General features: G+C 40.0%; 10 protein-coding genes. 2 read left to right on the top strand and 8 right to left on the bottom strand.

Annotated elements, in window-relative coordinates:
* Nucleotides 1-2 precede the first annotated feature (2 nt).
* Nucleotides 3-1,046, top strand: a complete 1,044-nt coding sequence (locus CGC50_RS02965) for a hypothetical protein (RefSeq protein WP_095909616.1) — start codon at nt 3-5, stop codon at nt 1,044-1,046.
* Here the strand turns inward: CGC50_RS02965 and CGC50_RS02960 are convergent.
* The 8 genes from CGC50_RS02960 to CGC50_RS02925 all read right to left on the bottom strand — a co-directional run bounded on the left by CGC50_RS02960 (nt 1,012) and on the right by CGC50_RS02925 (nt 9,375).
* A complete protein-coding gene (locus CGC50_RS02960; protein WP_157909409.1) occupies nt 1,012-2,250 on the bottom strand; it encodes an O-antigen ligase family protein in 1,239 nt (412 codons plus the stop codon). The genes CGC50_RS02965 and CGC50_RS02960 overlap by 35 nt on opposite strands.
* Before the next feature lie 7 nt (nt 2,251-2,257).
* Nucleotides 2,258-3,022: a polysaccharide deacetylase family protein gene (locus CGC50_RS02955; protein WP_095909614.1), complete on the bottom strand. Its 765-nt coding sequence runs from the start codon at nt 3,020-3,022 to the stop codon at nt 2,258-2,260.
* 21 nt (nt 3,023-3,043) lie between these two features.
* Nucleotides 3,044-3,970 (bottom strand): glycosyltransferase family 2 protein, encoded by a 927-nt coding sequence (locus tag CGC50_RS02950; protein WP_095909613.1) that lies wholly within the window; start codon nt 3,968-3,970, stop codon nt 3,044-3,046.
* On the bottom strand, nt 3,967-5,136 hold the full coding sequence (locus tag CGC50_RS02945) for a glycosyltransferase family 87 protein (protein WP_095909612.1): 1,170 nt from the start codon (nt 5,134-5,136) through the stop codon (nt 3,967-3,969). The genes CGC50_RS02950 and CGC50_RS02945 overlap by 4 nt, the downstream gene beginning before the upstream one ends.
* Nucleotides 5,137-5,150: 14 nt before the next feature.
* Nucleotides 5,151-6,065 carry a prolipoprotein diacylglyceryl transferase gene (gene lgt / locus CGC50_RS02940; protein WP_198541630.1) on the bottom strand — a complete coding sequence of 305 codons (915 nt, stop codon included), beginning with the start codon at nt 6,063-6,065 and terminating at the stop codon, nt 5,151-5,153.
* 217 nt (nt 6,066-6,282) lie between these two features.
* Complete coding sequence (locus tag CGC50_RS02935) at nt 6,283-7,314, bottom strand: endonuclease/exonuclease/phosphatase family protein (protein WP_095909611.1); 1,032 nt, start codon at nt 7,312-7,314, stop codon at nt 6,283-6,285.
* Nucleotides 7,315-7,325: 11 nt separating this feature from the next.
* Nucleotides 7,326-8,465 (bottom strand): glucosaminidase domain-containing protein, encoded by a 1,140-nt coding sequence (locus CGC50_RS02930; protein ID WP_095909610.1) that lies wholly within the window; start codon nt 8,463-8,465, stop codon nt 7,326-7,328.
* A complete protein-coding gene (locus CGC50_RS02925; RefSeq protein WP_095909609.1) occupies nt 8,446-9,375 on the bottom strand; it encodes a 1-aminocyclopropane-1-carboxylate deaminase/D-cysteine desulfhydrase in 930 nt (309 codons plus the stop codon). Before CGC50_RS02925 ends, CGC50_RS02930 begins: the two co-directional genes overlap by 20 nt.
* Nucleotides 9,376-9,991: 616 nt before the next feature.
* Here CGC50_RS02925 and CGC50_RS02920 point away from each other — a divergent pair.
* Nucleotides 9,992-14,206, top strand: coding sequence for a cobaltochelatase subunit CobN (locus CGC50_RS02920; RefSeq protein ID WP_095909608.1), 4,215 nt, complete (start codon nt 9,992-9,994; stop codon nt 14,204-14,206).
* The last annotated feature ends 15 nt before the right edge of the window (nt 14,207-14,221 follow it).

Here is a 14,221-nt window from a genome sequence, read left to right as displayed (position 1 = left end):
TAATGATTATAAATAATACAAAAAAAAATAGAGAGTATTCTTTACTAAAGGAAAAAAAAATCTTATTATGTATGCCTGATCATTTCAGCATATATGAAAATTTTTCTCAAGGTATGAAGGAGGTTGGAATGGACTTGAAACTTATACTTCCTCCTAATTTCTTTCATTATAGAAAGAAGAAAGAAAAGATAATTAATTTTCTGAGGAAAACATTTCTCTTAGACAAAAAATATAAAAACAAGCTAAGAAGGCAGTTTGATATAGATTGTTATAAAGAATGGGTTAAGGATATACCAGAAAAAAGTCTTGATTATGTACTTATTATACGTCCAGACCTGATCCCTCAAGAAGCTTTACAAGATTTATTAAGATTAGGAAAAAAAACAATAGGATACCAGTGGGATGGACTCAATATATATTCAGAAGTATTTGCTTGTATTCCAATGTTTGATACTTTTTATGTGTTTGACCCAGAAGATTATCAAAAATACAAAGAAACATATTCAAATTTGCGACTGACTCATAATTTCTTTTTTGAGGGAGAAGAGGTCACAAATAAGACCTATAGAAATGAAGGTGTTTTCTATCGAGGAAGTTATTCACCTTCTCGAATAGAGGACACAACTCTTGTGGTTAATGAATTAGCTAAATATGATGTTTTTATCGATGTTCAGTTACTTCATTATAAGGATAAAAGACCTACTATAAATAATAGAAATATAGGATTGTTTGATCAGCAAATAGACTTTGGAGAATACTTAGAAATGGTTAAAAATGCTAAAATCCTTTTAGATTTTAAAGCAATAGGGCACAATGGACTTTCTTTGCGTTTTTTTGAATCTTTAAAGTATGAAAAAAAGCTAATTACCAATAACACCTCTGTTGTTGATTATGATTTCTACAATCCTAATAATATTTTTATTCTACATAAGGATAGTTTAGAAGACTTAGAAAAGTTTATACGTTCTGATTATGAGAAACTCCCTACTGAGGTAGTAGAGAGCTATTCCTTCAAAGCTTGGTTATATGATTGTCTTTTGGGCTGATATCATCTCTACATTGTAGAATCATAAAGGTACATACCATAAACAAATTGGCAAATTGTCCTGTAATAAACATATCGAAAACTGATTGAAAAGCTAAGATAGTAATGACAAAAAAGGAGAATATTTTTCTCCTTTTTTCAGCAAAAAAATAAGGAGAAAAGTAAATGAATAATAGCAGACAAAGCCCTACAATGCCAAATTCCATAGTGGTTTGTATATATTGGTTATGACTATCTACAAAATCTGTAGGTTGCCAAAAATGCTTAAAAGTTTCATCTAAGCTTTCTGTTCGGGCTTTGTTAAAAGCTTCTTGAGCATCATTGGCTCCTCTTCCTAATATAGGAGCTTCCATAATAACCTCTTTGGCTGTTTCCCACAAAAATAGGCGTGGTTCTCCCTTTATTTGTTCTTCAGAAATACGTTGATGATGGGTGACTTTATTATATACAAAAATTGAAAGTATTCCTATTACAATCAGGGTAACATATTTATTTCTTTTCCAAACCTCTCTTAAGCAAATACAAGAAATAATAAATAGAGACATCAAGAATCCACTTCTACCTTCAGAAATAGATAAGACCCCAAAAATAAATAGAAAACTTAAAATATATAATCCCAGTTTCCATTTTTGTAGCATTTTGTATTGATTGGATACAATATACCATATGCTGATAATAGCCAAATTCATATAGACATTATATACCATATGATTATTTATAAATTCAATTCGAGCAGGAGTGAAGATAGCCATTTTATTCTCTGCTTCCCAGAAGGATAAAAAACCTATTTTAAAAAATACTAAGTATATAATAGAAGCAACTGCACTAATAATAATTGTGTTAAGATAGTAACTCAATTTGTGTTTGTTATTAAGTCCGAAGAACCCACAAAGAGCAAGCCCCGATAGGCAGATTCTATTTCTTAATAATAAATGAGAATAGGTCGAGCTATTCTCAAAAGGTTGATAGATGAAAAATAAACAGAAAAAAAGAAAAACAACACTATAATAGATTCTTATTTTATTAAATTTGAAAGAGAGATATCTTTTATTGTAAAAAAAATCTACACAAAAGGTAATAGTTAAGGCATACCAAACATCTCTGTAATTAGAGATATAAGTAACACTTATTGCTAATAAGAACAAACACACGGCTACTGGTAAGTAGCTAATGATATTACTAAAAAAATCTTTGTTTACTTTCATTCTTTTGTTATCTTTCAATCAATTTTTTATATCTCTCTACTTTCCAATTTTTCTCTTTAGCAAAGCTAAGTAGTTTATCAAAACGTGCAATCATAGCATCTCCTGTGTTGCGCATCACGTAGAAGGGAAAGTTGAACTCTTTTTGGTGTAGGTCGGTAAACTCCCATGGGTGGAAGTAAAGGGCGGCATAGCCTAAACTCCCTACAGTACGGCTCAAAAGGTGCTTATAGTACCACAAGGGGAAGTTATGGAAGGAAAGCCAAAAGAGAGGAATACGCCAAGGACTTACCCCTGCAGGTATCTGCCAGAGACCTTCTTCACAAAACATGGATCTGGAGACATGTAGCTTGTTGTACCTGCCTGGGAGGAAGGTGGGGTTAATAGACGAATTGTATAGATAGCCTGCTTGCTTGACATCAGTGGCAGCGACCTCCAGCATGCGAGGCATACGAAGCCCTTCTATAGTTACGCCAAACTCAGTTTCCAAGGCTTCCTTGGAAGAGAGTAGGTGCTCTATAGCAAAGTTGGAATGGTAATAGGTATGTGAGCCCAACTCATGTCCTTCACCAAGGAGTCGCTCGATAAGATCTGGGGCATTCTGAGCAAAAACTACTGTAGAGAAAAAAGTAGCCTTGGCCTCATGCTTTTTGAGTAAGTCCAAGATAGCAATAAGACCCTCTCGAGAGATGGACATCTGTCGCTCAAAAGGAATATCAAAGCCGTATTCCTTGGGCATGTCAAACTCTTCTATGTCAAAACTTAGGTAAATCATTAGTTTCTCGTTGTTTTTATGTTATAAGTGCTTTTCTTGAATAATATAAGCAGGCCTCTCTTTGGTTTGGGTAAATATTTTTCCAATATATACTCCTATAATCCCCAAGATGATCAGTTGTAATCCTCCGAAAAATACAATAGTCATGATAAGGGAAGCCCAACCTGAGATTTCTGATCCGTTAAGAAAGGAATATATCACATAGGGGACATATAGCACCGAGAGTAGGGAAAAGAAAAAGCCTAAGAATACTGCAAAGTAGAGGGGTTTTACACTGAAAGAAGTAACTCCACTTAGAGCAAGTTGGAACATTTTTTTGATTGTATATTTGGTCTCTCCCGAATGGCGTGCTTGAGCGGTATAGGGTACATATACTTGGTTGAAACCTACCCAAGGTACCATACCGCGTAGAAAGGGTTCATTCTCTTTCATCTGGCGAATGACTTCTATCACTGTCTGATCCAGTAGTCTAAAGTCAGCCGAGCCTTCTTTGATTTCAATATCAGAAAGTAGGTTGATCAGCTTGTAGAACTGTTGGGAACTCTTGCGTTTTTTCTTAGAAATTTCTGGAGGATAGGTGCGCAGGGTAGCTACTACTTGAGCACCTTCTTCCCATTTATGAATGAGTGTAGGGATTAGAGCTGGTGGGTGTTGTAGGTCCGCATCCATGGAGATGACCGCTGGGGCAAAGGCATGATCTAAGCCTGCTTTCACAGCTAATTGATGACCGAAATTACGAGAGAAAGAAAGGTATTTTACTCGCTCGTCTTCCTTGGCCAATTGTTCAAGTGTAAGAAGGGAGCTATCCACACTACCATCATTTACGAATAATAAATTGAAGTCATACTCAGGTAGCTCTTTAGCGAAAACTTCCTTAATGGCCTCATATAGTGGGCGGATATTCTCACTCTCATTATAGCAAGGGACGATGATATCTATCTTTTTCATAGCGAAACTTCATTAGGGTTAGTATCCTCTTTTCCATAGTCCAAGCAGCACATTTCCCAAATGAGAGTGATCCATACAAGAGTGACAGGTATAGCCCTAAGGGAATAACGGATAATATAGGGCTCCTTCAGTGGTTTGAAAAGGTCAGTAGGAGAAAGTGAAGCTAAAAAGGCTAAAACTAAAAGGATGATTTTTAGAGTTTTGTTTGTATTAGGGGAAGCCATAAACCAAATGCCAACACCCACATAAGCTATGATATAGGTGCTATTTTCAGTTCCTGTACTGAACAGACATAAGAATATACTCACTGAGGCTAAGAACATGAGCCTAAAGCGTAAGTGTTTGTATTGTCCTATACGCAGATAGGGAAGAGCAAAAAGGACTAAGGCTATGGCAATTACAATTAGGTTGTTGTTGAACAGTCTTGTACGTTGTAAAAATCCTAAAAAGGAGAGGTTCTGTAGATTATAGTGAGTGGTATCCATATTCTCTCCATTCTTCTCAGATAAGGAAATATACCAATCATGATATTGGGAAAGCACATATTCGGGGGAGGAGTATAGCATAGGCAAGCAAAAGAGTAATGCTAACCATAATAGTCCTGACCATATAAAACGCCCTTTGTCCTTTGCAAAGAAAAAGAATGCCAGACCGACAATGCCATAGAGCTTTGTCAAGGTACCTATTACAATAAAAAGTGTTGCCCAGTGGCTTTTTCCTTTTTCTACAAATACAAAAGCAGCAACCAATAGGGCAATGACACTGATGTTGAACTGTTGCATAGCAGCAGCTGTATACATATCGTGTGCAGCTATAAGGAGAATACCTATGATGACACCCTTGGAGAGTGGCAACTGACGAATCGCCCAGAAGAGGAAAGCTACATTGGCTAAAATCCACAAACTACACCCCACCGCAGAGGGTAAGAGTGCAAAGGGGGCGATAATAGCACTAAAGAATACTCCATAATGGTTCATATCCGCATATTCCTCAGGATAGGCAACAAAGAGAGGCAATTGCTTGATAGTGTGATTGAATACGCCTTCGAAGATAAGGTAATTATTGAATCTACCTCGAATGACTACATTTTGGATCACAGTAGCCAATGCCAAGCCCACCCAAAGGATAGCTGCAAAACGTTCGTTATAGAATAGTTTCTTTAGCATTTGTGATGAGTAGGTTACACATTTCTTTTCTTAAAAAACAGTAAGAATACTCCAGCGAGGATAAAGGGGATACTCAGCCACTGTCCTGTGGAGAAGATGCCTAAGGTATTTTCTATACCTCCTTGGCTGTCCTTGACATATTCTGTAAAGAAACGTATTGTCCAAAGGGCAATGAGGAATACTCCAAAGATAAAGTAAGGTTGGTTTTTCTTGTTGGTTTTCCAGTAGAGATAGTAAAGCAGCCAAAAAAGGAAGAAGTAGCAGATAGCCTCATATAACTGTACAGGATGACGGTATTGTATCTGGTTATAGATCTCGACAAACTGAGGGTTCTGGGCTATCATAGCAAAGGCTTTCTGTGGGGTATTCTCTCCTGTGAGCTGCATGGCTTGGCTAATGGGAAAGTCTCCTGATTGTAGAAATTTTACACCTAAGGGAAAACTCTTATCCACCACTTTTCCTACAATTTCAGAGTTCATAAAGTTTCCAAAACGAACAAACATACCTCCTATGGTGATAGGTATCACAATGCGGTCAAGTATCCAAGAGAGTTTGAACTCAGGATATTTACGAATGTATAGAATCATCGCAAGGATAATCCCTACCGCAGCACCATGACTGGCCAAGCCTGAAAAACCTGTAATCTCGAAGGTGGGAGAGAAGCGGAAAGGAAGGATGATTTCTAATGGATGTTCCTTAAAATAGTCCCAATCATAGAAAAAAACATGTCCTAAGCGAGCTCCTAAGAGGGTCGCAATGGCTACATAAATGACTAAAGCATCAAGCTTATCCAAGGATTTATGTTCAGATATAAAAATCTTTTTCATGATGTAAAAGCCTAAGGAAAAGGCTATTACAAACATCAGACTATAGTAGCGTATCTGTATGAAATGCAGGTCAAGTAGTACCTGATTGGGATTCCAGTCCATGTGAATTATTTTTATAAGGCACAAAAGTACGAATTTTAATTGTTAATTGTCAAGGGCTAATTGTTAATTTTCATCCGTGGGCCATCCCTAAAAAGTGTAGTCAAGCAAATGAGTTTGAGTATGTAGTGAAGAGTGAAAAGTAAAGAGCCTTCATTCTACGACTACTAAGAGCCGTCTCCTATTTACAGAAGGCTTTTCCCTGCTTTGTGTTCCCTGCTCACTGCCTCTTTTTAAGGGTGGCCCTGATAGGGAAGTGATCGGAATAATCTCTTCCTGTATATACCTTGTGGGAGGTAATCTTAAAGTAAGGATCAGCCAGTATATAGTCGATACGGAAAGGAAAATAAGGGAAGTCATAGGTGCGCCCGAATCCGCTACCTGCTTCCTCAAAGCTATCCACTAAGCCCCTATCTTGGAACTTCTGGTAGAGGTAGGAAAAAGCAGTGTTGTTAAAGTCCCCACATACCACAATAGGGTAGGGGCAGCTGTCGGCATGGGCATTGAAAAGCTCTACCTGTGCTTGCTGAATGGCAAACCTGCGAGGTAGCTTTAGGAAAATTCGCTTGGAGTTCTCTTGGGATATGTCGGTGTCTTCTATGTGAAAAGATTCAAAGTGAAGACTATATACTCTTAGGGTATCTCCATTGACTACAATATCAGCATAGACTCCATTGTTTCCAGTGTGGGGGAAGTCCAAAGAGCCACTGTTTATAATAGGATAGTCACTGAGAATGGCTTGTCCTATCTTATCTTTTTTGTGTTTGTAGATGAATTTCTTATATTTGTAAAAAGGGAAACTCTCTTTTTCTTTGTAGTAAAATTCTTGTAAAGCAAGGATCTTGGGATGTTCTTCTTTGACAAAGGTAAGGATTTTTTCCCTTAGCAGCGTATCAGAACTCCATTTGTAGTGGTTGAACAGTCGTACATTGAAGCTCATTACACTGAGTTGTTCAGGGGAAGTGACATTGTTTTTAGGCAACTGTACAAAACGGTGTATAAAGGGAAGTCCTATACAAAAGAGGATGCCCGAGAAGAGGAAAATCCACTTACCTCGGGCGATCCATATACCTATAAAAACAATGTTCAGAAGCATTAGTATCGGAGTGAAAACACTCAAGGAGGCATACTCAAAGTAGCGAGGAGGTATAAAGGGGAGTAGATAGGCGAAAAGTAATATTACGCCTATCCCTCCATTGATTATGAAAATGATTTTCTCTACCCAAGAGAGTGCGCTCCATATATGCTTCATGTAGGGGTGTTTTATTCTCGTATCACGAGGACTTGTCCTAAATTGATATTTGAGTTGTTCATATTGTTCAGGCTCATGAGTTGTTCTACACTCACTCCTGATCGGCGGGATATATTATATAGAGTATCTCCCTTCTTGACAATGTACATTTTGATAAGTTCCATAGCTACTTCCTCAGGTTTGGCCTGTGTATTGGGCTTTGTGACAGAGGTATTATTCACTTCAGTACTATCTTTTCTGACAATAGCTTTTTCTTTTTGTGTAACCTGAGTGCTATCCACTTTTTGAGTAAGGGCTGTAGTGTCCTTTTTCTGGGTATTTTCTCTTTTGGCAACACTCTTTTCTCCAGTGGGTACTACAGCCGTGCTATTCTTAGCAGGAGTTGAGTTTGTCTTCGCAGGAGCTGTTTTGGCTATTTCTTTCTTAGCACCTATAGGTAGGGGAGGGGTGTTGGGAATAGGGGAGAGGGATTTCTCTTCCTTGTAGGCATACCCAAGTACTTCTGTATCATACTGGTGTAGCTCGTACTTATTGATAAGCAAAAGGAGCTTTTGTGCATAGCCAGGGTCAGTGGCATAGCCAGCTTTTTTTAGACCATGAGCCCAGCCCTTGTAATCACCAGCCTTTAACTCAAAGAGGGAGGCATAGCGAGAGCGGTTTACTAGGAATTGCGAATGGTCTTCAAAAGAGGCTTCAGCATGTTCGTATTTTCTAAAACATTCTCCTTTGGCATCGTCATCATGGATGATGGTATCTCCTTCCCAACCATAATGGCACTTGATGCCAAAGTGATTGCGAGCATGGCGTGCCAAGCGCCCTTGTCCAGAGCCACTCTCCAAGATGGCTTGGGCTAAGGTGATACTGGCAGGGATACCATAGCGCTGCATCTCGACCATAGCTATATCCTTATAGGTGTTGATATATTCACGAATAAGGGCAGGGGTTACCTTCACCGCCGAGGTGGCTTTCAGCTCCTCAGGAGTTTCAGGGACTTCCTTATTGATATAGGTTTCACTGCGCTTGCTCTCAGTGAGTACCTTCTCTGGTACACGCGAGACAATAGGCTTGTGTGAACTAATAGTTTTTTGGGTAGTACCACAAGAGCTTACAAGCGCGACCAGGACTAAGAGGCTAAGTAATTTCTTTTTCATAATCCAATATTTCTTTCTTTTTTTTATTAAGTTTTTGGTTCATTCCATATATGCCTTGCAATCCACCAGTGTGGATAGCCATTATTTTACTGTTATCAGGGAAAAATCCCTTCTCTATCAGGCAGGTAACCCCATAGATCATCTTTCCTGTATATACAGGGTCTAAGGGGATATGTGTTTGCCTAAAAAAATCATTTAGAAAGCGGATAAAATCATCATTTACCTTGGCATATCCGCCTAAGTTATAGTCATGGATCAGTTGCCAATGTTCATTGGGGTGTATCCATTTTTTTATTTCTTCTTCTAAAAACCTTCCACACAGGGCAGGGAATCCCAGTACTCTTTGGTGAGGAGCAGCACTATTGATAAGCCCAGCTATGGTACCTCCTGTACCCACGGCGGTGGTGATAAAGTCGTATATGGTATCTTCAGGCGTAAGGATTTCCTCGGTGCCCTTGATAGCCAGAGCATTGGTACCCCCCTCTGGGACATAGTAATAGTCCCCAAAGCGCTCAAAAAGTGCTTCCCTAAAGGATTCCGTATGTTTTAGGCGAAAATCCTCACGAGTGACAAAGTGAAACTGCATACCACACTCTTGTGCAAAATGGAGCGTGGGGTTTGTCGTTACAGCAGAGGCTAATTCGTCGCCACGAATTACTCCAATGGTCTCTATGCCAATCATTTTCCCTGCATAGGCAGTGGCTGCTATATGGTTGGAATAGGCGCCACCAAAGGTTATCAGTCGTTTGTATCCCTTAGATAGCGCTTCTTGGACATTGTATTTAAGCTTTCTATACTTGTTTCCCGAAACATGTACATGGGTCTTGTCCTCTCGCTTTATATATAATTCTATCCCATGAGGATAGTCAATAGGAACCTTTTGAGTCTCTATAGGGGGAATGTTTATCACTTCTTTGGGCTCTAAATTGTTAGTGCAAAATTACGAGCTATTGAGGGAATCTCTGGCAAAAGGATGGTGAATAACTATAATAAGTGTTCATTTTTTAAGAAAAATGGCTATAAAAACATTTAATGGTAATATATTGAAAATAAGCATATTGTATTTGTTTTAAGAGGGTTTTTAGCATAAGGAATTAACGATAATGAAATAATTTTCAACAAAAACGCTACTGTTGTTAATTAGTTGGTTTTAATATGAATTTATATTAAATAAATTATAAATGTTTATAATTAAAACACAATGAATGTTGATAACATTTAGAGCAGAGAATAGGGAGATATAGGGAAAGTCGTGTGAATGAGTGTGTAAGTAAAGCTATTGTAGAGCAGTACGGGCGAATTGCAATTCGCCCGTGATTTAAGAAACGATTTTTCCCTACTCATCAGGCAATTCGCTCTTGTTTATAGTGCAATTCTCTTTCCTCTGTTATACTCAATGACCCTTGCTAAAATAAAAAATCGTTTCATAGTGAGAAGTTTCAAAAAAAATCGTATTTTTGCGCTACTGTAAATTATATAAAATAAATCTAAATATTAATAACAAAAAAGAGTAAATTACGTATGCTATGAGAAAAAAAATAGTATGGCTGTTTCTGGCATTGCTTCTCTGTGGAGGGGGGTATTTTCTCTGGCGCAAGTATGTGGCGCCTACACGAATCGCCTTGGTGAACTTCCTAAGCTATCAATCGTCCAATGTGATTTTGTCCAACAAGGATAGGTTTATCCGCTTCGATGAGGTACCTTTGGAAGAGCTCGACCGGCTTAGAGGGTATGACTTTGTACTTATTTGGGGAATGGGAATGAAAATAACCCAAGAGCAGCGGGAACTTCTTCAAGAAATCTCTCAGAAGGTGCCTTTCCACAGTTTTTCTGTGACCAATCCTGACAATGATATCAATAGCTTAGGGGCAACCGATAGCCAACGTATATCGGAGTATTTGGAGAGTGCCAATAGGGATAATTACCAGAATTTGGCTCGTTATGTACGTAAGTATATTGATAAGAAATGGTTTGCCCAAGAACCAGCACCAGCTATTGAGCGCAAGGAGAATGTATATTTTCACTTGGATGATGACCTTTCTTTTGATTCACTACAGGCTTATGAAAAATATATTAGAGAGCATAATTTTTATAAGGAAGGTGCCCCTCGTATAGCAATCGTAGCAGGACTACATGAGCCTTTCGGTGGAAATAAGGAACATCTCAATGGGGTGATTTCTGCCTTAGAACAGGAGGGTATGAATGTATATCCTTTTACGGCTCAGTCCAAGCGTATTGAGTTTTTGGAAGAGATTAACCCTGATGCGATTGTTTATTTTCCTCATGGACAGATGATGATGGGAGCTCCAGAGACATTTATCAATTGGATAAAACAAAAGAATATTCCTTTCTTTACGGGGCTCTCTGTACTGAGTTTGCAGGAAGATTGGGAAAAAGATCCTATGGGAATGGCAGGGGGCTTCTTAGGACAAACAGTGGTAATGCCTGAGTTGGATGGAGCACTTTATCCTTATGTAGTCATCGCTCAGCAGAAGAATAAGGATGGCTATTATTACCTTGATGCCATCAAGAACCGTGCAGCTAAGTTTGCTAAGATTATACACAATTTTACCCAACTGAAAAAGCAGGCCAATCAAGATAAGAAATTGGCTATTGTATATTTCAAAGGGGTAGGGCTTAACCCTCCTGTAGCACAAGGCTTGGAGGTGGTCGAGTCGCTCTACCATTTTCTACAAGAGCTCAAGAAGGAGGGGTATCGGGTAGAAGGTCTCCCTGCTACAGTGGCGGAGTTCAATACGCTACTGGTCAATCATGCCAATACTTATAGGGCAGGAGCTAAAGGGGAGATAGAGCGCTTTCTCTCTCAGGGAAATCCTGCTTTGGTAGAGGCTACCGAATTCGATAGTTGGCTCAAACAAGCCTTGCCTACCTCGCTCTATAAGGAGGTAATCACTCGCAATGGAGCAGTTCCTGGCACTTATCTCTCCACAGAGAAAGGAGGAAAAGAGTACTTGGCGGTAGCTCAGCTTACTTTTGGTAATGTAACCATACTTCCACAACCTCCCGCAGCCATCAGTACTGAGGATGATTTCAAGGTGCAGCATGGAGTAAAGGAGATTCCTCCTTATGCTTATATAGGGGCATATCTGTGGATACAACATGGCTTAAAGGCGGATGCATTGATTCACTTTGGTACTCATGGCTCTTTGGAATTTACGCCTAATAAGCAGGTGACACTCTCGGATTACGATTGGGGGGATATTCTGGTAGGCACAGTACCACACTTTTACTACTATACTATCGGAAATATAGGGGAAGCTATGACTGCTAAGCGCCGTTCGTATGGCTCCTTAGTCTCTTATCTGACACCTGCTTTTACCGAAAGTGACATGCGCAACACTTTCAATGAATTAGAGAATGCGATTCTTGCTTATCAGAAATCCAAACAAGAAGTAGATAAAAATACGATTTCTCTGCATATCAAAAAGTTAGCCGTAGGTATGGGCTTACATCGCGATTTGCGTTTGGATAGTATTCTTTCCAAACCATTTACCGAGGAGGAGATAGACCGCTTGTCCAACTTTGCCGAAGAGATAGCTACAGAGAAAATCAATGGGGAGCTCTACACCATGGGAACACCTTATGCTCCTGATAAGATTCTCTCCACTGTGATGGCGATGTCCGCAGATCCCATCGCTTATAGTATAGCTGCTCTGGATAAGCTCGAAGGGAAGGTGACTGAGAAAGAGCTTAAAAGAAAGGTTTTCTTCTCTGAGAAATACCTAAATCCAGCAAAAGCTTTGGTCAGACAGATTCTCTCAGGAAAGCCTGTCACCACGGAGCTTATTTGTAGCTATGCACATATAGTCCCTAAAGATCTGGAAAAAGCCAAGGAACTTTTGGCCAAAGAAGCAGAAAGTGGGATGCCTTATTTCTTGAAAAAACAGATGGAGAAAAAAGCAACACCTCCTTCTTCTCAGGGACAAGGGAAAAAACCAGATGCCGTAGGCAAGGCAACAAAAACCAAAAAAGCACCGGCTAAGAAGGTGGAAAGCAAACCCCTGACTCCGGAGGAACTGGCAGAGATAGCCGCTAAGAAAGCCAAGCTCAATAGAGCACAAGCTATTGTGGATATCGAGAAGTCAATCCTAAGTGTGGCTACCTATCGTGAGGGGTTGCAAAATAGTCCTCAAGCAGAGGAAAAAGCTTTCTTTAACGCTCTTAAGGGCGGCTATACACCGCCTTCTTCAGGGGGGGATGCCGTAGCCAATCCTAAGGGAGTTCCTACAGGGCATAACCTGTATGCAGTCAATGCGGAGGCAACTCCTTCCAAGTTGGCTTGGGACAGAGGAGTGACTTTGGCTCAGAATGTCCTAAAGGAATACAAGGATAAGCATGGGGATTTTCCTAAGAAGGTGGCCTATACTTTCTGGAGTTCGGAATTTGTCGAAACAGAAGGGGTTTCTATAGCACAGGCACTGTATATGCTGGGAGTAGAACCAGTATGGGATACTTTTGGCAGGGTAGGCGATATCCGCCTGATTCCTTCGGATGAGTTGGGTAGGCCTCGTATCGATGTGGTGATACAGACCTCTGGTCAGTTCCGTGACTTGGCTGCTTCTCGCTTGTTCCTTATTACCAAGGCGATAGAAATGGTCAGCGCCCTACCAGAGGAGACCTATACTAATGAAGTAAGTGCTGGTAGTGTGGATATAGAAAAAGAATTGGTAGCAGCAGGAGTACCCCCAAAACAAGCCCGACAGATGGCCACTCAGCGTATTTTTGGAGGCTTGCAAGGTAGGTACGACACAGGAATTAAGGAACTGATCAATGCTGGAGATAAATGGGAAACCCAAAAGGATATCGCTCAGGTGTATATGCATAACATGGGCGCTTTCTATGGTAGCAAAGACAATTGGAGCCAGTTTCAAGAAGGAATGTTCCGTGCAGCTATCAAGAATGCGGATGTACTCATCCAGCCCCGACAGAACAATACTTGGGGAGCTCTGAGCCTTGACCATGTGTATGAGTTCATGGGAGGAATGAATGCCGCTATCAAGGAGGTGACAGGAAAGGATCCTGATGCATACTTGGCGGATTACCGCAATCATAAGAATATGCATATGCAAGAGCTCAAGGAAGCTATAGGAGTGGAAGCACGCTCAACAATCCTAAACCCTAAATACATCAAGGAGATGATGAAGGGAAAAGCTGCTGCAGCAGGGCAAATCCAAGAAATTGTAACCAATATGCATGGCTGGGAAGCCACTCGCCCAGAACTGATCGATGATGCTCTATGGGAGGAAGTGTATCTTACTTATATAGAGGACAAACAGCAATTGGGGGTAACCGACTTTATTCGTCGAGAGAATGCAACAGCCTTGGAGGAAGTCACCGCAGTGATGCTTGAGGCTACTCGTAAGGGAATGTGGAAGGCATCTCAGGCACAAATAAGCAAACTCGCTACCCTGCATACGGATTTGGTGAAAGAGTTTGGGGTAACCTCATCAGAGTTTTCTTCAGAGAATAAGAAGCTCCAAGCCTATATATCACAAAAAGCACCTCAAGCCAATGCTGAGGCCTACCAAAAGCAGCTCAAGCAGGCGAAAGAGTCCTCCACTCAGCTGCAGGATAGTAAGGATGGTAAGCTTCTGAAAAAGGAAGAAACCTCTACTGCTCAAGAGAAAAAGAAAGTCTCTCTCAATATCCTTTGGGTAGGACTTGCTGCCTTAGTAGCACTTATTGCTTTGGTGATTTTTGTTAAGAAAAGAAGAAAGTAAAAGAAAATATCAGTA

Origin of the sequence: Capnocytophaga gingivalis (genome assembly GCF_002302415.1) — a bacterium.
GTDB classification, from domain to species: domain Bacteria; phylum Bacteroidota; class Bacteroidia; order Flavobacteriales; family Flavobacteriaceae; genus Capnocytophaga; species Capnocytophaga gingivalis.
The sequence above is the reverse complement of the archived record's forward strand: the minus strand, read 5'-3'. Positions and strand labels throughout refer to the sequence as shown.

Coding starts and splice junctions, on each gene's coding strand:
- CGC50_RS02965 (WP_095909616.1), top strand. CDS start 3: ATGATTATAAATAATACAAAAAAAAATAGAGAGTATTCTTTACTAAAG.
- CGC50_RS02960 (WP_157909409.1), bottom strand. CDS start 2,250: ATGAAAGTAAACAAAGATTTTTTTAGTAATATCATTAGCTACTTACCA.
- CGC50_RS02955 (WP_095909614.1), bottom strand. CDS start 3,022: ATGATTTACCTAAGTTTTGACATAGAAGAGTTTGACATGCCCAAGGAA.
- CGC50_RS02950 (WP_095909613.1), bottom strand. CDS start 3,970: ATGAAAAAGATAGATATCATCGTCCCTTGCTATAATGAGAGTGAGAAT.
- CGC50_RS02945 (WP_095909612.1), bottom strand. CDS start 5,136: ATGCTAAAGAAACTATTCTATAACGAACGTTTTGCAGCTATCCTTTGG.
- lgt (WP_198541630.1), bottom strand. CDS start 6,065: ATGGACTGGAATCCCAATCAGGTACTACTTGACCTGCATTTCATACAG.
- CGC50_RS02935 (WP_095909611.1), bottom strand. CDS start 7,314: ATGAAGCATATATGGAGCGCACTCTCTTGGGTAGAGAAAATCATTTTC.
- CGC50_RS02930 (WP_095909610.1), bottom strand. CDS start 8,465: ATGAAAAAGAAATTACTTAGCCTCTTAGTCCTGGTCGCGCTTGTAAGC.
- CGC50_RS02920 (WP_095909608.1), top strand. CDS start 9,992: ATGAGAAAAAAAATAGTATGGCTGTTTCTGGCATTGCTTCTCTGTGGA.